This window comes from Pedobacter sp. MC2016-24, from assembly GCF_015223055.1.
Classification (GTDB): domain Bacteria; phylum Bacteroidota; class Bacteroidia; order Sphingobacteriales; family Sphingobacteriaceae; genus Pedobacter.
Genome location: NZ_JADFBX010000004.1, coordinates 484,535 through 505,993, shown reverse-complemented (window position 1 = coordinate 505,993; position 21,459 = coordinate 484,535). Strand labels below are relative to the sequence as shown.

At 41.7% G+C, this 21,459-nt stretch carries 22 protein-coding genes, 1 tRNA gene and 1 pseudogene; 14 read left to right on the top strand and 10 right to left on the bottom strand.

The features are described 5' to 3' along the window. Positions 1-96 precede the first annotated feature (96 nt). Together hxlA and IM797_RS13090 are read right to left on the bottom strand one after the other, a co-directional pair. A pseudogene (gene hxlA / locus IM797_RS13095) lies at positions 97-729 on the bottom strand (3-hexulose-6-phosphate synthase). 149 nt (positions 730-878) lie between these two features. Beyond that, positions 879-1,247: an SIS domain-containing protein gene (locus IM797_RS13090; protein ID WP_228098835.1), complete on the bottom strand. Its 369-nt coding sequence runs from the start codon at positions 1,245-1,247 to the stop codon at positions 879-881. Positions 1,248-1,446: 199 nt separating this feature from the next. Between IM797_RS13090 and IM797_RS13085 the strand changes: the two genes are divergently transcribed. From IM797_RS13085 to IM797_RS13070, 4 genes are all read left to right on the top strand, one after another. Next, complete coding sequence (locus IM797_RS13085) at positions 1,447-2,301, top strand: AraC family transcriptional regulator (RefSeq protein ID WP_194127573.1); 855 nt, start codon at positions 1,447-1,449, stop codon at positions 2,299-2,301. A 147-nt stretch (positions 2,302-2,448) separates the two neighbouring features. After that, complete coding sequence (locus IM797_RS13080; RefSeq protein ID WP_194127572.1) at positions 2,449-2,931, top strand: hypothetical protein; 483 nt, start codon at positions 2,449-2,451, stop codon at positions 2,929-2,931. A 543-nt stretch (positions 2,932-3,474) separates the two neighbouring features. Next, positions 3,475-3,717 (top strand): recombinase zinc beta ribbon domain-containing protein, encoded by a 243-nt coding sequence (locus IM797_RS28710; RefSeq protein WP_370583082.1) that lies wholly within the window; start codon positions 3,475-3,477, stop codon positions 3,715-3,717. 15 nt (positions 3,718-3,732) lie between these two features. After that, the gene (locus IM797_RS13070; RefSeq protein ID WP_194127570.1) at positions 3,733-3,945 is read left to right on the top strand and encodes a hypothetical protein; all 213 of its coding nucleotides are present in this window, start codon (positions 3,733-3,735) and stop codon (positions 3,943-3,945) included. 201 nt (positions 3,946-4,146) lie between these two features. Here the strand turns inward: IM797_RS13070 and IM797_RS13065 are convergent. Then, positions 4,147-4,220 (bottom strand) — tRNA-Arg (locus tag IM797_RS13065). 86 nt (positions 4,221-4,306) lie between these two features. Next, positions 4,307-5,677 carry an exonuclease domain-containing protein gene (locus IM797_RS13060; protein WP_194127569.1) on the bottom strand — a complete coding sequence of 457 codons (1,371 nt, stop codon included), beginning with the start codon at positions 5,675-5,677 and terminating at the stop codon, positions 4,307-4,309. A gap of 145 nt (positions 5,678-5,822) precedes the next feature. Here IM797_RS13060 and IM797_RS13055 point away from each other — a divergent pair, with 145 nt between their 5' ends. Further along, entirely contained in the window at positions 5,823-6,188 is a 366-nt protein-coding gene (locus tag IM797_RS13055) for a response regulator transcription factor (RefSeq protein ID WP_194127568.1), read from the top strand. A gap of 53 nt (positions 6,189-6,241) precedes the next feature. Here IM797_RS13055 and IM797_RS13050 read toward each other — a convergent pair whose 3' ends face one another. Beyond that, a complete protein-coding gene (locus tag IM797_RS13050; RefSeq protein ID WP_194127567.1) occupies positions 6,242-6,643 on the bottom strand; it encodes an OsmC family protein in 402 nt (133 codons plus the stop codon). A gap of 82 nt (positions 6,644-6,725) precedes the next feature. Here IM797_RS13050 and IM797_RS13045 point away from each other — a divergent pair, with 82 nt between their 5' ends. Together IM797_RS13045 and IM797_RS13040 are read left to right on the top strand one after the other, a co-directional pair. Further along, positions 6,726-7,121 carry a hypothetical protein gene (locus IM797_RS13045; RefSeq protein ID WP_194127566.1) on the top strand — a complete coding sequence of 132 codons (396 nt, stop codon included), beginning with the start codon at positions 6,726-6,728 and terminating at the stop codon, positions 7,119-7,121. Positions 7,122-7,131: 10 nt separating this feature from the next. Further along, entirely contained in the window at positions 7,132-7,353 is a 222-nt protein-coding gene (locus IM797_RS13040) for a KTSC domain-containing protein (RefSeq protein ID WP_194127565.1), read from the top strand. A 59-nt stretch (positions 7,354-7,412) separates the two neighbouring features. Here IM797_RS13040 and IM797_RS13035 read toward each other — a convergent pair whose 3' ends face one another. From IM797_RS13035 to IM797_RS13020, 4 genes are all read right to left on the bottom strand, one after another. After that, positions 7,413-8,060 (bottom strand): hypothetical protein, encoded by a 648-nt coding sequence (locus IM797_RS13035; RefSeq protein WP_194127564.1) that lies wholly within the window; start codon positions 8,058-8,060, stop codon positions 7,413-7,415. A 186-nt stretch (positions 8,061-8,246) separates the two neighbouring features. Then, entirely contained in the window at positions 8,247-9,347 is a 1,101-nt protein-coding gene (dinB, locus tag IM797_RS13030) for a DNA polymerase IV (RefSeq protein ID WP_194127563.1), read from the bottom strand. Between the two features lie 96 nt (positions 9,348-9,443). Then, positions 9,444-9,620, bottom strand: a complete 177-nt coding sequence (locus tag IM797_RS13025; protein ID WP_194127562.1) for a histone H1 — start codon at positions 9,618-9,620, stop codon at positions 9,444-9,446. 164 nt (positions 9,621-9,784) lie between these two features. Further along, positions 9,785-10,657 (bottom strand): RNA polymerase sigma factor RpoD/SigA, encoded by an 873-nt coding sequence (locus tag IM797_RS13020; protein ID WP_194127561.1) that lies wholly within the window; start codon positions 10,655-10,657, stop codon positions 9,785-9,787. A gap of 281 nt (positions 10,658-10,938) precedes the next feature. On the opposite strand from IM797_RS13020, the gene IM797_RS13015 reads away from it, so the two are divergent. The 3 genes from IM797_RS13015 to IM797_RS13005 all read left to right on the top strand — a co-directional run bounded on the left by IM797_RS13015 (position 10,939) and on the right by IM797_RS13005 (position 12,740). After that, positions 10,939-11,466, top strand: a complete 528-nt coding sequence (locus IM797_RS13015; RefSeq protein ID WP_194127560.1) for an Lrp/AsnC family transcriptional regulator — start codon at positions 10,939-10,941, stop codon at positions 11,464-11,466. Positions 11,467-11,528: 62 nt separating this feature from the next. Next, a complete protein-coding gene (locus IM797_RS13010) occupies positions 11,529-12,443 on the top strand; it encodes a DnaJ C-terminal domain-containing protein (protein WP_194127559.1) in 915 nt (304 codons plus the stop codon). A gap of 9 nt (positions 12,444-12,452) precedes the next feature. Then, positions 12,453-12,740, top strand: coding sequence for a chaperone modulator CbpM (locus tag IM797_RS13005; RefSeq protein WP_194127558.1), 288 nt, complete (start codon positions 12,453-12,455; stop codon positions 12,738-12,740). 23 nt (positions 12,741-12,763) lie between these two features. On the opposite strand, the gene IM797_RS13000 is transcribed toward IM797_RS13005, so the two are convergent. Next, entirely contained in the window at positions 12,764-13,864 is a 1,101-nt protein-coding gene (locus IM797_RS13000; protein WP_194127557.1) for a hypothetical protein, read from the bottom strand. Between the two features lie 88 nt (positions 13,865-13,952). Here IM797_RS13000 and IM797_RS12995 point away from each other — a divergent pair, with 88 nt between their 5' ends. The 4 genes from IM797_RS12995 (at position 13,953) to IM797_RS12980 (ending at position 21,459) form a co-directional block, all read left to right on the top strand. Beyond that, on the top strand, positions 13,953-15,032 hold the full coding sequence (locus IM797_RS12995; RefSeq protein ID WP_194127556.1) for a hypothetical protein: 1,080 nt from the start codon (positions 13,953-13,955) through the stop codon (positions 15,030-15,032). 22 nt (positions 15,033-15,054) lie between these two features. Continuing rightward, positions 15,055-16,557 (top strand): SulP family inorganic anion transporter, encoded by a 1,503-nt coding sequence (locus IM797_RS12990; RefSeq protein WP_194127555.1) that lies wholly within the window; start codon positions 15,055-15,057, stop codon positions 16,555-16,557. A gap of 89 nt (positions 16,558-16,646) precedes the next feature. Beyond that, entirely contained in the window at positions 16,647-16,970 is a 324-nt protein-coding gene (locus IM797_RS12985) for a hypothetical protein (protein ID WP_194127554.1), read from the top strand. 112 nt (positions 16,971-17,082) lie between these two features. Continuing rightward, on the top strand, positions 17,083-21,459 hold the full coding sequence (locus tag IM797_RS12980) for a CusA/CzcA family heavy metal efflux RND transporter (RefSeq protein ID WP_194127553.1): 4,377 nt from the start codon (positions 17,083-17,085) through the stop codon (positions 21,457-21,459).

Genomic DNA, 21,459 nt, shown 5'->3' with positions numbered 1-21,459 from the left:
AAAAAATCATCGTAGAGATCAGGAAAACAACTGCAACAGACCTACGACAATCAAAAAAAGAGCTCCAAAGAGCTCTTTTTTTGATTATAATAAACCTTATGCGGCATCAATTGCCTCACGAAGTGCTTTGGCTGCTGCAGCCGGGTCTTCAGCACCGTAAATTGCTGCGCCCACAACTGCTACCTGAGCACCAGCTTTGATTACTGCTGCTACGTTATCGATATTTACCCCACCAGCAATGGAAACCGGTACACCAGCTCTCGCAGCCTCATCGATCAATACCTAGATCGAGTAACCAGCAGTCCATTGCTCATCCAGCCCTGCATGAAGCTCAACAAATTCGATGCCCAATTCAGTTACCTCTTGCGCTCTTTTCACGCGGTCAGGATAACCAATGGTATCTACGACCACACCTTTACCATGAGCCTTTGCTGCTTTAACTGCGCCAATGATGGTTGCATTTCCGGCCGCACCCATTACCGTCACTAAATCAGCTCCAGCTTTGAAAGCAATATCTGCTTCAAGCTCACCTGCATCAGCAGTTTTTAAATCTGCAAACACCAGTTTATCCGGATGTGCATTTTTCATCGCTGTAATCACCGTTGAACCCATATTTTTGATTAAAGGCGTTCCCAATTCTATAATATCCACATATGGAGCAACTTTCGCTGCCAATGCCAATGCTTCTTCTGTCGTTAATAAATCTATTGCTACTTGTAATTTTGCCATGATTGTATGATTTATAATTTGATATTTAATTCTATTATTATTCAAGGTTTGCATGTTGTTCCCAAAGCACTTCTGCCGGAGATCCGTCCATTTTCCATAACGACTGGAAAACCGCATCCATTAAAAGGAACAGGAATTGCTCAAACAGACTACCTGCATATTGTTTCGATTTGCCCAGCCCTTACCATTGATGCGGTGGTTCCGGATCCCGAGGCCACAATAAGCAGGTCATTTTTTTTGATTGCTGGGGTGGTGGTGTCGCCCACAAAAAAGACTGTGAGTCCAAGATGCATCAAACGCATTGCTGCACTCCTCAGCGCAAAGCCAGACCTCCCCGCGGCTATCAAAAAGATCCTGTCCAGGTGCCGAATGGAGTCGATTAGCGGGATGAGGTTTTCGATATCTATCTTTTTTGCCAGCTTCAGATTTTCTTCAAGCACTAAATCCAGATTCATCTGCAGCTCCCAATTCATTCGCTGAAAGTCCAAGCTTTCAAGCGCTATTCCCTCTGTGTTCATATGGTTATTTTTACTTATCCAAAGGTAGGCTCAGACATGGGTCTGATCGTTACACAAACAGCGCATTTAGTGGTACTATCTGGAAATTGAGTAGATGAAAAGTCATATTTAGATCTCAATTAATTATTAATTTCCGAATTGTCCACCATAATTATCCATTTATCCAATCAGAATTATTGGAACAACATATCTTTGCAATATGAATGATGAAAATTCACTGGGCCTTGAAAAGGCGGTACTCTACATACGTAACCTGGATAACTGTCCGCCGAGCTATCTGAACGATCCGGGCAGAAAGGATTTCTTTGAGATCGTATGGTTAAAAAATGAGGTATACCCAATCTCCTTTGATCCGGTAGGCCGGATCAAAGGAGATTGGGTATACCTCATTCCACCCTATAGGGTACATCAGCTCAATAAAGCAGGCAAAAATGGTGAGCTCATCTCCTTTAAGCGTTCCATGCTGGAAGAGGAGGATAAAGATTTCCTGCTGGATCTGTTCCGGATTTTTAATGTTCAGGGCGAATTTTCCTGTTTGAGACTTGATGAGGCTGCATCCAAAGAACTTGGAAGTATTTATAGCATCATGGAAAATGAATATCAAAAGGAAAACAATTACGGCATGATGAAGGCTTTGCTAAAAGTACTCCTTCTAAAACTGATATCTGTCAAAGAGCTTGAATTTACCTCCCACGACATTCATCAGAAACGGGTTTATGAGTTCTTAATGCTCTTAGAAAGCAATTTCCATTCGGTTACTAATATTGATTTTTATGCAGGAAAACTCGGAATAAGTTCAAAAAGGCTTAACCAGATTTTGAAGGAAAAACTCGACAAGACTGGTACGCAGATCATCCATGACCGGATTATTCTTGAAGCTAAGCGAAGGATCATCCATAGCGAGGTTACCATCAAGGAGATCGCTTACGATTTAGGATTCAGCGATAGGCCATATTTCAGCAGGTTTTTCAAAAAACAGACCGGACAGACTCCGGAAGAATTCCAGAAAATGGCAAGGGCCCACATTGAATCCAATCTGAATACCTTGATTTAGTCCTTCTGCGTAGCACAAGCCAGGATTCCCTTGTCATACGTTGGTTCTTCGACTTAACTTATCTACAAAATTGAAGATTTTTACTTCGATTTCCCCATCCGAAGATAAACCCAGAAACATTATGTGTAATTTTATAAAAACAACCCTATGAAACAAAATGGAATTCTAATTGGACTATCGCTTTTGCTATGTATAATCGGATTTTTTGTTAGAGATTTTTTCTTGAGTTTTTCAATGACTTACATTATGGGAGAAAAAATTTCTTTCGAAAAAAGCTGGCAATTACCGTATCAAACCTTCCCTTGCTTGCTATTTATCATATGTTTCGGACTAATTCCTTTTTTGTATTTACTGGTAAAAAAGACTTGTGAGCTGAATTCTCTATATAGAAAACTATCCTCAATTATATTTATAATTACATCTGGTTTAATATTATTGGTCAGTCGAGTAATGTATTTAAAATTCAAGGCATCCCAGATAAATAATATGTTACAGAGAGCTGAATTTGCTGATGGAGCCGAAATTCCAAGAATTAGATTTGAAGAAGTAAACTTAGAAATATTCCTTATCATAGGTTTAGCAATTGGTACCTTAATAACCATATTAATTTTCAGGAAGGCAAAATATTAACACATTATAAATAAAAAAACTTCACAGAACATTCTATTGCCAAAAGCCGAGCTGGATAACTTCAACTTTACGGACACACCTAACACAAACAAATATGGTATAGAAAATTTACTTTTTTCAACAAGCAAGATGGACTTAAAGAAGTCTTTGAAGACAATTATCTCTCAATATCTGAGCGAAAAGGGAACTAAAGTGTATCTGACATTAAAAAACTTTATCCAGATTTCTTTGGACAATGATAATCTCAATATTTCATTAGAATTCAATTTGACAAATTAGCTTCGAGAATTTTTAAATACTCAAATGGTGGTGGAATTATAACGAAGATAGAGAATTGGATATTTCTCTTTGCAAGACATTTGCTACTATTATTTCGCATATGGAATTGTTACCATGTTTATCGGTAGTGTCTTGAATTTTGTGTAAAGTCTGATTAGACTAGGTCAAACGTATTGTATTTAAGGGAAGAAAATCAGAACTTTAAGTACAGTCATATGGAAGAGAACAAGTTAGGTTTACCAAAGGACTTTTTCAAGCAGTTTTATCCACTGTCCAAAATGCGGTCGTGTGATGACAGGAAGTGCTTCACGAGGTCGTCATAAAGGCTATTATCCCTACTATCATTGTAATTCCACGTGTGGAGTAAGGTTTAAGGCCGACCCGGTGAATATGCTTTTTGAGCGCCATCTTAAACAGTTTGTACCCAAACCAGGAATGGCCGAACTCTTTACAGCTATAGTTTGTGACGCTCACAAAGAAAGCGGAGGAAGATGGAGAAAGGAATAAAATCGAACCCTTGAAATGATTGCAGCGCAAAATAAAAGAATGGAAAAATCAATGCAATTATTATTGGATGATGTAATAACCGGCACTGAATACAAGCAAATCAAGGAAGAATGCACAAACAACATTGCAAAGTGCGAAATTGAATTAAAAAATTTAGAACAGCAGAGTGAAGAAAAAATAGATATTCAGGGTTTAGCTGCTTTAGCCGTGCAAAATCTAAAAAATTAGCAGATTTCTATGCAAATGCAGATTCCGATATAAAACGGTCAATTGTCGGCTCGATTTATGCTGAAAAATGGTTTTTTGACGGAGAGGCACATCGACCCCCTGAAGTAAATGAAGCAGCGCTTCTTATCTATCACATTAACAGAAGGTTAAGACATAAAAAAACCGGAGTAAAAACTTTTGAAAATTTTCACTCCGGTCCTGTACCCCGGAAGGGACTCGAACCCCTGACCCTCGGTTTAGAAAACCGACGCTCTATCCAGCTGAGCTACCGAGGCATCTCCCCCTTAGGGACGGCAAAGATATAAAAACAAGGGAATAATGCAAAATCTATTTGTTCTTTTTTATGCAAAAAACGTATAAATTAAATCGCAATCCGCTTATCCGGAAATTGTTCCACATGGTTCATGATCAAGTGTAAAATGTAATCATCAGAAGCATAAGGTTGTAGCGCAGACTTCAACATCGCGGTCTGCTGAACATCTGTATCTGCAGAAATATAACCCATACCATAAAATTTGCCTTGTTCTACCAATAAACAGCTGTGTTCATCATCAGTCCGGCCCTTGTCAATCATCGCAAACGTTGGAAGAATCGACTTGAGATAGGCAATGGCGTACTTTACACGCACATTATAAGATGCAGCTGACTCTTTACCCAGGCAAGCGCCACTACAGCGCCCCTCATCATGACCTGTACAAGCGAGACGGTTTTTCTGTATGTAACATAGTTTCTCGCACAGTACATGCTCTTTAATTAATAAACGCAACAGGTTATGACCATCTAATAAAGTATTAAAACTGTAAAGTGCCGCAACTTGCTTTCTATATTTATCGATCCCCAGGCGCATATAGCCGTTCTGATCTTCAAACACATATAAGCCATATTTCTGATCGTGCCGTTTTAAGGCGCGGTTATTATCCGGCCATAATCGTTTGATCTCGGACGCCTCTAAAATAAAGGCCATCAATTCGGTACCACAGACTTCAAAATCCACTGAATATATGTTTTGCAGAAACTCCTGGCGCTGTCTGCTGGTATTGTTACCTGTAAAATGCGAACAAACTCTTTTCTTAAGGCTTTTCGCTTTACCAATATAAATGACCTTGCCCTTTTGATCTTTAAAATAATAAACACCTGGAACTAAAGGCAACCGCTCTACCTGGCTTTTTGGCAAATTGGGCGGCAATGCCTGTTCTTTAGAAAACTTATTCAGCGTCTGTGCGATCAGTCCTTCTTCGTCCGCCGCAATCAGCATAGTCAGCAAAATGGCCGTAGCTTCTGCATCCCCCCCAGCCCTATGCCTGTTATTTACAGGAATGCTTAAGGCCGCACAAAGTTTACCCAAACTGTAAGAACGGTGGCCAGGTAAAATTTTCCTGCTCAACCTTACTGTACATAGCTTTTTAGAACTCAATGTATAGCCACATTGCATCAGCTGATGCCGGATAAATGAAAAATCAAAATTAACATTGTGCGCTACAAAAATCTTATCCTCCAACAACTCATAAATTTCCTGAGCAACATCTTTAAATAAAGGCGCATCTAAAACCATATCATTGCTGATACCTGTGAGTGCCTCGATATAAGGTAGGATAACTTGCTCAGGGTTAATCAGCGTATCAAAGGTCTGGATTACAGAGGTCCCATCATGCACGAGGATGGAAATTTCAGTAATTCCATTTCCGGAAGCAAAACCTCCGGTAGTTTCAATATCTACTACGGCGTACAACATGAATTTAGTTTTACAAGGATTGAAGCTGTAAATATGCTAAATAATTTAGCATATAATTGTAAATTAATTCAATTTATTAGTAGAACCTGTAATCTATGGCATGTAAATAGCTTTGGTATAGCATATGTATATAGATAAAAAAATAATGTCTAAAAAAATATTGGCAGTAGATGATGATGAAGATATCGTTGAAGTTATCAAAATCATATTGGAGGATGAAGGGTACGAAGTCATGACATTAACCAGTGGAAAGAATGTAATGAGTGTAATTTCCACGCTCAGACCTGATCTTATTTTGCTTGATGTCATGCTTGCCGGAATGGATGGCCGGGAAATCTGCAAAACAATAAAAGCACATCAAATCTTTAAATACATTCCTGTAGTGATGATTTCCGCCAGTCACAATCTGCACAACTTGCTTAAATCACCGGGTTCTCCAAATGACTTTTTAGCGAAACCCTTTGACATTAACCATTTGGTAAGCAAGGTCAGAATGCAACTGGCAGGATAAAAAATGTACTAATTTAAGTATCTATAGTACTAAATTCCAGATATTAATCCGTGTTAACTGGTTTCAATTGATATGGGATTGCTGAGCATCTTATGAATCGGACATTTATCAGCAATCACCAGCAGCCTTAGCCGCTCCTCCTCTGTAATGGCTCCGGTAAAGGTTATTTTCCTCGTGATTCTGGTGTCCTTACTCATCTCCTCTTCTTTACAAATCGCCAACTCTACTTTAATATGATCCAGGTTAAAGCCTTTTCGATCTGCATACATCCGAATCGTAATTGCCGTACAACTTCCCAAACTAGCCAGTAACAAAGCAGCCGGAGGCATCGCCTCATCTGTTCCGCCTACTTCAGCAGGCTCATCCGCATAAATAAAATGCCCGCCCGAATATACTTTAGTTTTATAGTGCGCACGGTCCAGTTCCGTTACCGCTGTAATTTGATTATTGGCCATAAAAATAGATTTCTTTAAAGATACTAAAACCAAACCTTTTCCCGGCCGGCTTGTTAACTTCATACAACAAAATCCGATACAGATGGAGACACACCCATACTGGTTTTTCATACTTGCTGTAGTCGTTGCCTGCGTTGCATGGACGGTTACCAAGGAAGAAATATTCAGAGAACCACGAGAATATTGCGTAAACAAGTCAAAAACAGCTGGCAAAATATGGAAGCGGAAATTCTTTTACGTTTTTACCTGCGAATATTGCTTTAGCCATTATGTTACCCTGCTGCTGTTGTTCATCACCCGGTATAAACTATTATATGACGACTGGGTAGGCTACCTGATTGCTGGTTTTACCATTATATTCGTTGCCAATGTGTACATGAGTTTATACAACATCATCCGGATCGATCTTAAAAAAGGAAAAATTATGGCTGAAGAAGAAGCTGAGAAACTTAAAAACCAACAGCAAAAACTCTATTAATACACAAGTCATGCCTTCATCCGTCATTCAGAAATTTCATTATGAAGCAGAGCAAAGCATTTTAAACATCACTTTTGTATCAGGAATTACCTATGCCTATAAGGCAGTTCCGGCTGAAGTTGCAACGATGTTAAAAGCAGCCGGATCAAAGGGACGGTATTTCAATCATTTCATTAAAGGCAAATTTAAATATAGGAGATTGAGAAATGCAAAAAAGGGGAATGTCTTGTAACAACATTCCCCTTTTTAACGTGCATATCCTGATTACTTTCAGGATGAAGCGCTTAACAACTATTGCGCTTCTTTTTTCAAATATGTTTTATTGCCATTTTTGTTGATGTAGTATTTTCCACCGCGAGGGCCTGTATACACCACTTCATTTGCGGGGCCTTTTAAAGCTTTATCAACCGTAGGGGTATAATCTTTAGTAGCGGTAGTCGGAGTTTGGTTTTTTGCAGCAGTTACTCTGGCTGCAGCATCTTTTTTAGCACTTGCAGCAGTCGCTTCTGCGGCTGTTTTATTTGCTGAATAACGTTTATCAGGCGTCCCGTCTTTCTTCAAACCTGGAGTTGCTACCGCAACCGGAGCCTTTTCTGCAGTCTTGGTTGTCGTTTTAGTCGTAGTGGTTTTTACTTCTTTAGCTCCGGCTGCTGAATAACGCTTATCCGGTGTACCATCCTTTTTCAATTTAACCGCTGGTTCCTGTGCAGCAGCACTGTATCTTTTATCCGGAGTACCGTCTTTCTTGAGTTTTACCCCTGCCGCATTTACCTTATCGGCCTCTTTTTTTGCATCGGCCTTAGCCTTTGCAGCATCTTTCTTGGCATCAGCCTTAGCTTTTGCGGTTTGAGCTTTAGCAGTTGCTGTAGCAGGAGTTTGAGCCATACTTAAGTTTAAACCTAAACCTAAGATGACAAGGAGTGATAATAACTTTTTCATAGTTTTTCTAATGATATGTTTTTGTTTTTAAACATCACCAGCATTTCAGTTAAACAGCTGGCAATTACAATACAATATAAGATTTTGTTCTTATTTTTTTATCAAATAAATGACAAATTATTATACTGAAAAACAGAACATTACTACCAGAAAACCAGCAAATACAAATGTAGATTTCGAACAGGGCTAAGGGAACAATCTGGGCTGATATAGCAAATCATCGTTTTTCAACTGATCCCTGAAACCAGATGACGATACACCCAATAACCGGACCCCGCGACCGGCGAAGTCGACGTCAGCGAGCAATCCATTCACGACTGCCTTTAAATCGGCTATTTCAGCAATGGGTTCTGAAAAAGACTTGCTGCGGGTGATCTGTTTAAAATCCTGGAATTTAACCTTTAAAGTAACCGTTCGGCCATACAATTGATACTGCTTCATCCGGTTAAATACAATTAAACTGATTTTATCCAATTCCTCCCGCATTTCTTCCAGTAAGGTCAAATCATAAGCAAAGGTGTCTTCAGCACCAATAGATTTGCTCTGCTGGTTGGGTTCTACCCTGCGGTTATCAATCCCCCGAACAATTTTATAAAAGAACCTCCCGCTCTTACCAAACAGGTTGACCAGTTCTGCTTCAGTTAATGCTTTCAGGTCAGCCCCCGTATGCAAGCCTCTTGATTTCATCTTTTGAGCCGTTACCTTGCCAACTCCATGGAACTTCTCTACAGGTAGTTGTTCCATAAAGCGTTCAATTTTGGACGGTCCGATAAAGGTCAGTCCATCCGGTTTATTCATGTCAGAAGCAATTTTGGCTACAAACTTATTGATAGACACCCCTGCTGAGGCTGTCAGCTGAAGTTCGTCGCGAATGGCCTGTTTAATTTCATTCGCAATATCAATTGCAGAGCCAATATTTTGTTTATCATGCGTCACATCCAGATAGGCCTCATCCAGTGAGAGTGGCTGGATCAGATCGGTGTAGCGGCTGAATATTTCCCGGATATGCTGAGAAACTTGTTTATAGGCAGGAAACCTTGGATATACGAATATAATATGCGGGCAAAGCTGTTGTGCTTTTTTTGAGGGCATGGCCGAATGCACACCAAATTTCCGGGCCTCATAGCTGGCGGTCGCCACCACGCCTCCACGTCCTTCCGGCCCGCCCCCCACAGCAATTGCCTTACCCCTCAATTCAGGATTGTCGCGTTGCTCTACAGAGGCGTAGAATGAATCCATATCGATATGGATGATTTTGCGATATTGTTTTTCTTCCTGCCCGTCCATGATAATCTGCCATAAAATTAAGCATAAAAATGAAAAGGTCCGGATACACAAAAGGCCCGCAAAATTTGCAGGCCTTTTCTAAAATTTAAAGAATAATTATTTTGTATTCTTTTTCTCAGTGATTTCAGTACGAATCTCTTGTGCAAGGCCTTTTAAATCTTGCATTGCTTTACGTACTCTGGTACCAGCAGCACCATTACCTGAGTTATAAAATTTATCTGCATCAGCCTCAACGCCAGCAATTAGTTCTTTTAATTTTGAGAATTTTTCCATGTTTTTCTTCGTTTAAGATTTTTAATTTTATGATATAACGCTTTAAAGTTAATAATTATTGGATTTACACCAAATGAATATTGAAGTAATTGCATTGTTTTTTCCACATTAGGCCTATTTCCTATGATTTTTCCACAAAAAACCTTGTTTCAAGGCTTGTAGAACTATTTTAGATCGTTAAAATAATCTGCCAGCCGGCTTCCTTTCCAGGCCCTTTTTAAGGTTCGGTGTGCCTGATCTTTCAATTGCCGGATCCTTTCCTTACTCAGTTTCAACAAAGGCACCATATCTTCGAGGGAGGTTTGGGGATGACCATACAATCCATAAAAAAGCATAATGATTTTTTGTTCCCGCTCTGACAAGACCAGCAAGGCTTTCCGCAAATCCAGCAACAGAGAATCATAGACCAGGCTGGCATCTGATGCCGGAACCTCCTCGTTCGTTACGGTATCCAATAAGGTAAGACCGCTATCATGATCTTTCACCAGGTCCAGGGAATAACTATATTGATTGTTGATCACATATTCCCTTACTTTTTTCTCCGATAAAGATATAAATTCAGCGATCTCTGGATAGGTAGGTTCCCGCTCCAGTTCCTGCTCCAGACTTAAGACCGCCCTGTTGACTTTGAGGATTCCGAGTATCTGATTACCCGGCAAACGTACTGTTCGCTTCTGCTCAGCGATAGCCAGACTGATCATTTGCCGGATCCACCAAACTGCATAGGAGATAAATTTAAAGCCTTTGGTATGATCAAAACGCTCAGCAGCCTTAATCAAGCCCAGATTCCCCTCGCTAATCAAATCACTTAATATCATCCCATTATCCTGGTACTTTTTAGCTACGGATACCACAAATCGTAAATTGGAGCCAATCAATTGATTTAAGGCTGCCTGATCTCCGAGGCAAATCCTCCTGTTTAATAAAACTTCTTCTTCCTGACTGAGCAGTCCGATTTTAGTGATGTCACTTAAATACCTTTCAACAGAATCTGAATCCCTTTTCGTTATCGATTGCGAAATTGTTAACTTCTTCATAATAAATCATAACATTGAATTAATTGCACAAAGTTCGACGACATTAATTTCAGTTACACTATTATAGATTATTTCCGGAAATGGTGCATCGATATGAGAGATTGACCACATAATATTGTCTTTACGCGCAGTACTAGACAAGTTTTAAGAATTAAATTTTGCACACATAAATTATTCACTGCATTCAACAACACATCTACAGTTAAATAATTATATTTGAAACATAAACTATGCAGTTTTTATACAAAATTTTTCACTTTTAAATAATATTTTGAAATAGAATGGAATTCATTGTAGATCAGCTTGACATTCAAATCCTACACTTACTGGAAAAAAACGCTTTTCTTTCCTCCAGGGAGATTGGCAAAACATTAGGCAGATCAAATTCAGCTGTTGCGGAAAGAATTCAGCAATTACAAAAATCAAAGGTCATTACCAGGTATGCGGCAACAATTGACTACCATAAAATAAGTAACCTGTTCATCAGCTTTATCCTGGTTCGGATCAACAACCATAGCAGTGCTGCATTAACTGAATTTAAAACACAACTCGTCAAATTTGAAGAAATACTGGAATGTGAACATGTAACCGGTTATTATAATTTTATCCTTAAAGTGGCCGTCCAGCACATGCCTGCTTATAATCTTTTCATTGGCAAAAAACTGGGTATCATGCCCAATTTAGCTGAAGTACTGTCCCTTCCTGTACTTGAAGAATTGAAAAGAGAAACGAATTACCCGATTTTTAGCTATCCTGTAATCGCCGACCTGAGGACACTCGATCCCGTTCAAAAACTAAAATCACACTAAATTGTTAACTGTACAGAATCTCCTCACAAATCGTTAAATTTGGATACACCTCAATTATACGTATGGCATTCATTGATTATTACAAGATCCTTGGCATTGAAAAAACAGCAACACAAGATGAAATTAAAAAGGCCTACAGAAAATTAGCCAGAAAATATCATCCCGATTTGAATCCCAATGACAAGGAAGCAAACCGGCAGTTTCAGCAAATTAACGAAGCCAATGAAGCGCTAAGCGACCCTGAGAAACGCAAGAAATACGACGCGTACGGCGAACACTGGAAAAATGCAGACCAGTTTGAGCAGGCTAAACAATCCAGATCGCGTCAAAGTGCCGGACAATCCAACCCTTATGGTGGCACAGGAAGCTACAGCTCCGAAGATTTTGGTGGTGGTGATTTTTCTGATTTTTTTGAATCCATGTTTGGTGGCATGGGCGGAGGCCGGTCCGGTCGGACCGGCGCCAGGTTCAAAGGTCAGGATTACCAGGCTGAATTGAAGCTCGATCTTATGGATGCTTATGAAACACATAAGAGAACCCTGACTGTCAATGGCAAAAACATCAGGATCACCATCCCGGCAGGTATTGCCAATGGACAAGTGATCAAGTTAAGCGGACAAGGCGCACCAGGGCAAAATGGCGGACCTAACGGGGATTTATACATCACTTTTAACATCGCAGATCATCAGCTATTTAAAAGATTAAACAACGATTTGTACCTCAATCAGCAGATTGACCTGTACACGGCTGTTTTAGGCGGAGAAACGATGGTAGATACCCTGGATGGAAAAGTGAAGCTAAAGGTTGCAGCAGGCACTCAAAACGGCACCAAGGTGCGTCTCAAAAATAAGGGTTTTCCACTTTATAAAAAAGAAAATGAATTCGGTAACCTGTATGTGACGTATACGGTTAAAATCCCGACAGACCTGGACGACAAACAAAAGGACCTATTTAAGGAATTGCAAAACCTAAGCTAATCAAATGCCATGAAAACAGAACTCATCACCATCACTGAATACTGCATCAATTACAATATTGAACCCGATTTTATCGGTTCTTTGGAAGAATCAGGCATCATTGTACTGACCAGCGTGGGCGAAGATAAATTTATACACCAGGAACAGTTCACAGAGCTCAACCGTTACATCCATTTCCACTATGACCTGCACATTAACATCGAAGGAATTGATGCGATCCGGCATTTACTGGATAAAGTGAGCAGCCTGCAGGAAGAGATTCATGGACTTAAAGATCGCTTGCACCTGCACGAGTAAAGGATCATTTGGTTAATTCCACATCATTTAGCCAACATTACATTTTCGATAGCCTTTATAATTTCGGCTTTACTTTTTCCTGTCTTATTTACGACTGCCTCTAAAAAGTTGTCTGTTGTAATACTGGTATCGTAATACAATTGATAAAAGTAGTCCAGGCCATAGGTATCAATCAGATACTTACAACAAACTGCAGCAAAAGTATAAGTAAGATTGCTGTTGTATTGCTGCTTGATTCTCCGGAAATACAAATCGTCAAAGGTATACTTCCCGGCTTCATATCCTGCTGCAAGCAGTTGAACCGATTTCTCAAAACTACTTTTCCCCTTTTCCATTCCCCCATACAGCGATGCAATTCCTTCCTGTAGAAAAAAACAATTGGCTCCGGATCCTAAAATGGCATGAATAAACTCATGGGAATACATCGGATCGTCATTAATTGCCACCACATAACCTTCCGGTATATTGGTAAAGCCGCCAAGCCCGCCATCCCAGATTACAATATTGGATAAGTTATTCAGCTCCTCCTCTTCTGCACACATAAAATAAGCAATCGGTTTTTTTAAATGCGGACGCTTAAGTAAGGCATATAAAGCTTCCAATTTGACACTTGCTGCTTTCATTTTTTGTGCGTCAATCTGATAAAATGGCGAAATGTAGAAATGTAAATTTTTAGTCTTGTACAGGCTAAAGCGTTTTGAATCATAATCCTTACAATTATCCAGATAATATTTACCTCCGATCGTCACGATATAGAACTTATAAACGTTAGCAGTGCTGTTTTCCTTTGCACCGGCCTTCCTTTGGGTCAGAATCTTGACATAGGACAAAGTATCGTTGATCCGCTGTAACTCGGCCAGACTCAGGTCAAACTTTTGCATGATCTGTTTTGGCGTATATTGCCCCCAGGTCCAATCCATCGTATAATCGTGTATCTTTCTTCCCTTATATTTCGGATGCCACATCTCATTGCTGATGGTATCCTGTTGCATATACGTATTGACAAAATTATACAAACGTCTGATCTCCTGCTTTGTCGTATCTACCTTGACAGGAACCCTGACCTGGGCATTTGACCATACAGCACACAAACAGAATGACAACAAAAAATATAGAAATCTCATTTTTAAAGTTTTTGAATCCTAATGATACAAATTCCATTTGAATTTTATTTAAAACATTTCACATCCCTTTCTGTATATTCAAAGCCCTATGAAAAGAAAAAAGATGTTTTTACAATTCAGCCTAATCCTGATCATTCTGGCAATAGCTGCCTGGCTGATCAACAATTATTTCAACTCTGCAGGTTATTTTCTATCTAAACTACCCGAGGAATACGCGTCAACACCGACGTTAAGCAGCCAGATCTTATCCAGTCGGCATCAAATTAAACCCTTGTTTAAAGGAGGTAAAGTTAAAGACATCAACCTGGACAGCCTGCACCAGGTTACTGTGATCCAGAGAATGGACGAACAGCGTTCAGAGCAGAGCAACACTGTACTCAACATCACCTATTACCGACTGGATCACACCGGGAAGCTCATAGATTCCCTTTTTGAAACCAGTGCCAATGATAATGAATTAGGAACTGAATTTGCCGGATATCTGATGTATCCGGATCATTATACAGCCTACCTCATTTCCGGAGGATTGGAAAAGCACCCTTATATAGAAAGCAACAGGGACCTAACAATGGATCAACAGCTTCTAAGGACGTTATTAACTCAAAAAGCACAAGCCTCAGCGGTTGTTTACGCCAACTACACCATGATTGAAGGAAAACCCAAGGACTTTTTCATATTCGTCATTAATCAGCAACTACACCGCGTGTTCGTCAAACAACGCGATGCCTATGATCTGGGAAGCAGGTACATCAACAAAAACTATGTGCAAGTTGGACCGATCACCGTCTACGACCATGAGACCAGCCGGCCTTACGACTGGAAAAGCAAAAATAACCCCATCCATCTGGATTATTTCCTGAAGCAGGAATATCATGGTGCAACATCACCCTCATTTATGTCGCCAGCGCCGATGAGCAGACCAGAAAACTGGGAAGGCATCGCATATTTCAGTATTCCCTTTGCAAATGACACCCTGAGATTTAAACACCCGATGTATTACTATCCCAATAAAGACTGGAAAAGAGTTGGCCCTTATTATGAAAACAACCAATGGGGCAAACTTGACTTTTTCAAAATACCAGGAGCCGGCTTCCAGATACTGACGGTAGGTTTTGATACCGGAAACAGGCACGATTTAGATGGTTGCTACCTGATAATCGATCGCTAATGCTTACTTTTGCCAGCACATCATGAAGGCAACTCTAAATCTCTTTGATTTTTCTAAAAAAATAGATTACAAAATTGAAATCCTGGCAGGTTTAACCGTGGCCATGACCATGATGCCAGAATCGTTATCCTTTGCAATTCTGGCAGGTTTACCGCCTTTATCTGGTTTGTATGCTGCTTTTATCATGGGATTGGTAACGGCCATTTTTGGCGGAAGGCCCGGCCTGATATCTGGCGGAGCAGGTGCAACAGTTGTGGTGCTCATCGCCTTAATGCAAAGCCATGGTATCGAATATGTCTTCGCAGCGGTAGCCGTGGCAGGTGTATTTCAGATTTCCATCGGCTTATTTAAACTTGGAAAATTTATCCGGTTGGTTCCACAACCTGTCATGTTTGGCTTTGTGAACGGACTGGCCATCATCATTTTTACGGCACAGTTACAACAATTTAAAACGACCGTTAACGGGGAAATGGTTTGGCTGAGCGGCACTGCATTATATACGATGGCCGGACTGGTGGCGCTAACCATCGCCATCGTGTTTGTATGGCCAAAAATCACCAAAGTAGTTCCCGCCTCTTTAATGGCCATTATCATCGTCTTTGCACTGGTAATTGGATTTCAGATTGACACCAAAACCGTAAAAGACATCGCCTCGGTTAGTGGAGGATTTCCCCCATTTCATATCCCTAAATTACCATTTACCCTGGAAACGCTCAGGATCATTCTGCCTTATGCCCTTATTATGGGTGCAGTAGGCTTAACAGAAGGTCTCCTTACCCTAAACCTGGTCGACGAGATTACTGAAACCCGTGGAAATGGAAACAGGGAATGTATTGCCCAGGGCACTGCAAATATCCTCAACGGTTTCTTTTTTGGCATGGGCGGATGCCCGATGATCGCCCAAACCCTTGTCAACTTATCCGCAGGCGCACGTGCGCGTTTATCTGGGATCATTGCCGCACTGACCATTTTGATGATTATCCTCTTTGGCGCCCCCTTAATTGAAAAAGTGCCCATGGCTGCGCTTACAGGCGTGATGATTATGGTAGCCATAGGTACATTTGAATGGATGAGCTTTAAAGTCATCAATAAAATGCCTAAACAGGATATCGTGATCGGCATCCTGGTAGCCCTGATCACAGTATGGCTGCACAACCTGGCCCTGGCAGTGTTGGTAGGCGTAATCATTTCTGCACTGGTCTTTGCCTGGGATAGCGCCAAGCGCATCAGAGCCAGAAAATTCATCGATGCACAAGGCGCCAAACATTATGAACTCTACGGCCCTTTATTCTTCGGTTCCGTCACCCATTTCATGGAAAAGTTTGATATAGCTGATGATCCGAACGAGGTAATCGTTGATTTTAAAGACAGCCGGATCGCCGACATGTCTGCGATTGATGCGGTAAATAAACTCACAGAAAAGTATCGCAAAGCTGGCAAAAAGCTGCATCTCGTGCATTTAAGCGCAGACTGCAAGATGCTACTCCAGAATGCAGAAGACATCATTGAAGTCAACATCCGCTAAAATCAAAGCCCTGAGCTTAAACAAGTAAACAAATCATGACAATCTGCACGAATAATTTGTTTTCTGAAAAAAAAAGCTAAGTTTGTGTTATGAAGTACCTGGCTTTCATCTTCACTTGCTATGTTTTGGCCCTTTCGGTATGGCCATGCTGTGGAAATGAGGCCAATCTTCCGGACGGACATGAAGACATTTGTGCCACTTCATCAGATACGCACAGCAAAAGCGATGAAAACCCGCATGCCTGTTCTCCTTTCTTTCATGCCAGCACTTACCATGCCTTTGTAGCTTCGCCCATCATCACAAAGGCCCCGGCATTAATTTTACCACTGCAAAAAAGCCCTTTACCAGAACACCTTACCCATCCTGTAATCTTGTTTCCAGGCGACATCTGGCAACCGCCGCAATTGGTTTAATCCCGATCCCTATCCCTGAGTATTTTTAAACTCGGGTCATACGCATTTAAGATTAACCCTGGCCTGTATTCGCATTTCTTGCGGTATATCGGCCAAAAAACAACATTATTTTATGTTTAATAAAATTATTCTATTCTCTATAAAGAATAAATTAGCGATTGGTTTAATGACCCTGACGCTAATGCTCTGGGGAATTTATTCTTTAATACATCTGCCTATTGATGCCGTCCCGGACATCACCAATAACCAGGTGCAAATCATCTCGCAGGCACCAAATTTAGGCGCACAGGAAGTGGAACAGTTCATTACAGCACCTATTGAACTGGCCATTGCCAACATTCCGGAAGTCATTGAAAAACGTTCCATTTCCAGATCTGGAATTTCTGTCATCACCATCGTGTTCAATGACAATACCGACATCTATTGGGCCAGGCAGCAGGTTGCAGCCCAGCTCAAGGAGGCAGAGAACCTCATCCCAAAAGGGCTTTCAGAACCCAGCCTTGCCCCGATCACGACCGGTCTTGGCGAAATCTATCACTATGTATTGCATACAAAAAAAGGCTATGAGAACAAGTATTCGGCTACAGACCTCAGAACATTACAGGACTGGGTAGTCAGGCCGCAACTGGCCGGAACCAGGGGCGTAGCCGAAATCAGCGGCTGGGGCGGCTATGTCAAGCAGTATGAAATCGCACTGGACAACGAGAAACTCAATGCGTATAACATCAGTTTTGCGCAAATCTATGCCGCATTGGAAAACAACAATGAAAACACCGGAGGTTCCTATATTGAACAGCAAAGTAATGCCTATACCATCCGTGGAATCGGGCAGGTAAAATCACTCGGTGACATCGAAAAAATCGTCGTTAAAAATGCCGGTGGTGTTCCAATTCTGATCAGGGATATCGGTACCGTGCAGTTTGGTACAGCCACCAGGTACGGTGCAGTGACACGTAATGGAACAGGTGAGGTAGTAGCTGGAATTACACTGATGCTCAAAGGAGAAAACTTTAACGATGTTATTAAAAATGTCAAAGAACGTATAGTCCAGGTGCAAAAATCACTACCTGAAGGTGTGGTTATTGAACCCTTTATCGACCGTACAGAACTCGTTGGAAGATCCATCAGTACCGTACAGAAAAACCTGATCGAAGGCGCATTGATCGTCATCTTTGTGCTCTTGCTTTTATTGGGAAACTGGCGTGCCGGATTGATCGTAGCCTCGGTAATTCCACTTTCCATGCTTTTTGCTTTTTCCATGATGCGGCTTTTTGGGGTTTCAGGAAACCTGATGAGTCTGGGTGCCATCGACTTCGGATTGATCGTAGACGGAGCAGTCATCATTGTAGAAGCCATCATCTTCCGTTTAACAGAAAGCAAGCTGTTCCAGAATAAGCCGCGTTTAAACCAGGAGGAAATGGATCAGGAAGTCTTTACCGCATCGGCTAAAATCAGGGCCAGTGCTACTTTTGGTGAGCTGATCATTCTCATTGTTTACCTGCCACTCCTGAGCCTCATTGGTATTGAAGGTAAAATGTTCAAGCCAATGGCACAAACAGTCGTATTCGCGATCATTGGTGCCTTCATTCTATCATTGACGTATGTACCCATGATGAGCGCCCTGTTTTTAAGTAAAAACACAGTCCACAAGAGGAACATATCAGATACCATTATGGATTTCTTCCGCAGGTTGTATAAACCCATGCTGGAAAAAGTACTCCGCTTTAAAAAAATCACGGTAAGCATTGCCGTCGCCTTATTTATCCTAACCTTATGGGTATTTGGCCGCATGGGCGGCGAGTTCCTGCCCCAGCTGGAAGAAGGTGACCTCGCGGTAGAAATCGCCATGTCGCAGGGGACTTCCCTGACACAGGTGGTAGAAACCTTTGGCAAAGCGGAAAAGATATTGAAGGACAAATTTCCGGAAGTCAAACAGGTAGTCACCAGGATTGGTAGTGCAGAAATTCCTACCGATCCCATGCCTGTTGAACGCGGGGATATGATGATCGCCATGACGCCGAAAGAAACCTGGACCAGCGCTAAAACCAAGGAAGAGATGTCTGAAAAAATGGAAGAAGCACTTTCCATTTTACCTGGCGTAAGCATTGAGCTCACACAGCCTATGCAGATGAGATTTAATGAATTGATGACCGGAGTAAGACAGGATGTTGCCATTAAAATTTATGGAGAAGACCTGGATGTATTGAGCAGAGAAGCTGCAAAAGTAGCCAAATTGATTGCGCCGGTACCGGGCGTAAACGAACCGATTGTAGAGCAGGTGAACGGCTTGCCACAGGTGGTGGTAGCATACGACCGGGATCGGATTGCACAATACGGGCTCACCATTGGGGACATCAACAATATCCTCCGGACGGCTTTTGCAGGCAATGTAGCCGGTGTGGTATTTGAAGGTGAAAAGCGCTTCGACATGGTGGTCAGATTGCAACGCGACCTGCGCGAAAACATCTCCAGCATCGAAAACCTCTATATCCCATTGCCCTCGGGCAACAAAGTGCCTTTAAACCAGGTAGCCAAAGTTTCTCTGGAGGAAGCTCCGGCCCAGATTTCCAGGGAAGACGGTAGGCGACGCATTTATGTGGGTTTCAATGTGAGGGGCCGTGACGTAGAACGTACTGTTGCTGAAATCCAGCAAATCCTAGATGGTAAACTTAAGCTTCCTTCAGGCTATTACATCACTTACGGGGGGCAGTTTCAGAACCTCAAAGAAGCCAAAGACCGCCTGTCTGTCGCAGTACCTGTAGCCATGGTCCTCATCCTCGGCCTCCTCTACTTTACCTTCAGGTCAGTCACACAAACCATACTGATTTTCACAGCTGTACCTTTATCTGCAATTGGAGGCGTTTTTGCATTATTACTTAGAGGAATGCCTTTCAGCATCTCCGCAGGTGTAGGTTTCATCGCATTATTTGGGGTTGCCGTACTGAACGGAATTGTCCTCATCTCCTATTTCAACCAGCTCAAAGAAGAAGGCATTACAGATGTCTATAAACGGGTGATGCTGGGAACAGCAGTCAGGCTCCGACCGGTGATCATGACCGCAGCGGTAGCCTCCCTGGGTTTCTTACCGATGGCATTGTCTGGCGGTGCCGGAGCCGAAGTACAGAAGCCCCTGGCAACTGTGGTGATTGGTGGGTTGCTATCCGCTACCCTACTTACCCTGTTTGTACTCCCATGTCTTTATATTTTAGTTACAACACGCAAAAATAAACTTCATGTACCCATGAAACCTGTACTGATCTTATTCGTCCTGCTTGCAGGAATTACCGGATTTGGTGGAACTCAGCATGCAAAAGCACAGTCCAGGCCGATGTCCATTCAGGATGCCATTGAGCTGGCACTGAAAAACAACCTGCAATTGAAATCATCCAACCTGGCAATCGACCAGTCCAAAGCGCTGGAGAAAAGTGCCTTTTCCCCAGAGAAAACGGCATTTATCGTCGCCCAGGATCCGACAAGTGGTGGTGGAAATGACAATTCGGTTTCTGTATCCCAGAGCTTTGCCTGGCCGGGCTTCTACAAAAACCAAAAGAAGGTTTTCCAGCAGCAGACTGGTCTGGCGCAAAAATCAGGTGATTATACCCGTGCGGAAATTATCCGGGACACCAAATTGGCCTATTACAGCTATGTTTTTGGTTTAAACACCCTCAAAGTACTTGAATTACAAGACAGTATTTACAAAAACTTCATCCGAAAATCAGAGCTACGCTATAAAGTCGGGGAAACTTCCAACCTGGAACTCATCACAGCAAGAAACAAATACCAGGAGGTACAGGCACTGAAACAAGCCGCAAACGCCGAATTGGCCATTGAGCAGTTAAACTTGCAGCAATTGTTGCAAACCACAGACCCGATTGTGCCTTCGGAAAAGAGTTTACCGGTCCTAGGTAAAACTGACCCCTTGACAGCGGTTGCATCCGACAACCCCTTATCGGCCCTGTATGGCCAGCAAGTTAACCTGGCTAAAGCAAAAATAGCATTGGAACGTTCCAAAGCCATGCCTGAGTTTACCCTTGGCTATGCGCAGCAATTTGTCATTAAATCATTTGATCCCGCTAATTTGAGTCGCGGTTACACCCCGGGTACCAGAATTGCAGGTATGCAGGTAGGCATTGCCGTTCCCTTGTTTAACGGAGCAGGACGCGCCCGCGTAAACAGCGAAAAGATCGCTGCACAAATTGCAGAAACGGATTTGTTACGCATCCAGAGCCAGCTACAAAGCCAGTACCAGCAGGAATTACAAAATTACACCCGTCATAAAAACATGGTGGATTACTATACCAGTGAAGGATTAAAGCAGGCTGATGAACAATTACGGATTGCACAAGTATCCTACGACCTGGGTGAAATCGGCTATATGGAGTTTATTCAGAACATGGCACTTGCTGTACAGGGTAAACTGACTTACCTGCAAACCCTAAACCAAATGAACAAATCTGTTATTCAATTACAATTTTTAAAAGGGAACTAA

Excerpts from the sequence above, each read along its gene's own strand:
- IM797_RS13025 (WP_194127562.1), bottom strand. The coding sequence starts at position 9,620 with ATGGAAAAATTCTCAAAATTAAAAGAACTAATTGCTGGCGTTGAGGCT.
- IM797_RS13035 (WP_194127564.1), bottom strand. The coding sequence starts at position 8,060 with ATGAAAAAGTTATTATCACTCCTTGTCATCTTAGGTTTAGGTTTAAAC.
- IM797_RS13050 (WP_194127567.1), bottom strand. The coding sequence starts at position 6,643 with ATGGCCAATAATCAAATTACAGCGGTAACGGAACTGGACCGTGCGCAC.
- IM797_RS13070 (WP_194127570.1), top strand. The coding sequence starts at position 3,733 with ATGATTGCAGCGCAAAATAAAAGAATGGAAAAATCAATGCAATTATTA.
- dinB (WP_194127563.1), bottom strand. The coding sequence starts at position 9,347 with ATGGACGGGCAGGAAGAAAAACAATATCGCAAAATCATCCATATCGAT.
- IM797_RS12990 (WP_194127555.1), top strand. The coding sequence starts at position 15,055 with ATGAAGGCAACTCTAAATCTCTTTGATTTTTCTAAAAAAATAGATTAC.
- IM797_RS12980 (WP_194127553.1), top strand. The coding sequence starts at position 17,083 with ATGTTTAATAAAATTATTCTATTCTCTATAAAGAATAAATTAGCGATT.
- IM797_RS13085 (WP_194127573.1), top strand. The coding sequence starts at position 1,447 with ATGAATGATGAAAATTCACTGGGCCTTGAAAAGGCGGTACTCTACATA.
- IM797_RS13000 (WP_194127557.1), bottom strand. The coding sequence starts at position 13,864 with ATGAGATTTCTATATTTTTTGTTGTCATTCTGTTTGTGTGCTGTATGG.
- IM797_RS13060 (WP_194127569.1), bottom strand. The coding sequence starts at position 5,677 with ATGTTGTACGCCGTAGTAGATATTGAAACTACCGGAGGTTTTGCTTCC.
- IM797_RS13045 (WP_194127566.1), top strand. The coding sequence starts at position 6,726 with ATGGAGACACACCCATACTGGTTTTTCATACTTGCTGTAGTCGTTGCC.
- IM797_RS12985 (WP_194127554.1), top strand. The coding sequence starts at position 16,647 with ATGAAGTACCTGGCTTTCATCTTCACTTGCTATGTTTTGGCCCTTTCG.
- IM797_RS12995 (WP_194127556.1), top strand. The coding sequence starts at position 13,953 with ATGAAAAGAAAAAAGATGTTTTTACAATTCAGCCTAATCCTGATCATT.
- IM797_RS13055 (WP_194127568.1), top strand. The coding sequence starts at position 5,823 with ATGTCTAAAAAAATATTGGCAGTAGATGATGATGAAGATATCGTTGAA.
- IM797_RS13010 (WP_194127559.1), top strand. The coding sequence starts at position 11,529 with ATGGCATTCATTGATTATTACAAGATCCTTGGCATTGAAAAAACAGCA.
- IM797_RS13015 (WP_194127560.1), top strand. The coding sequence starts at position 10,939 with ATGGAATTCATTGTAGATCAGCTTGACATTCAAATCCTACACTTACTG.
- IM797_RS13020 (WP_194127561.1), bottom strand. The coding sequence starts at position 10,657 with ATGAAGAAGTTAACAATTTCGCAATCGATAACGAAAAGGGATTCAGAT.
- IM797_RS13040 (WP_194127565.1), top strand. The coding sequence starts at position 7,132 with ATGCCTTCATCCGTCATTCAGAAATTTCATTATGAAGCAGAGCAAAGC.
- IM797_RS13080 (WP_194127572.1), top strand. The coding sequence starts at position 2,449 with ATGAAACAAAATGGAATTCTAATTGGACTATCGCTTTTGCTATGTATA.
- IM797_RS13005 (WP_194127558.1), top strand. The coding sequence starts at position 12,453 with ATGAAAACAGAACTCATCACCATCACTGAATACTGCATCAATTACAAT.
- IM797_RS13090 (WP_228098835.1), bottom strand. The coding sequence starts at position 1,247 with ATGAACACAGAGGGAATAGCGCTTGAAAGCTTGGACTTTCAGCGAATG.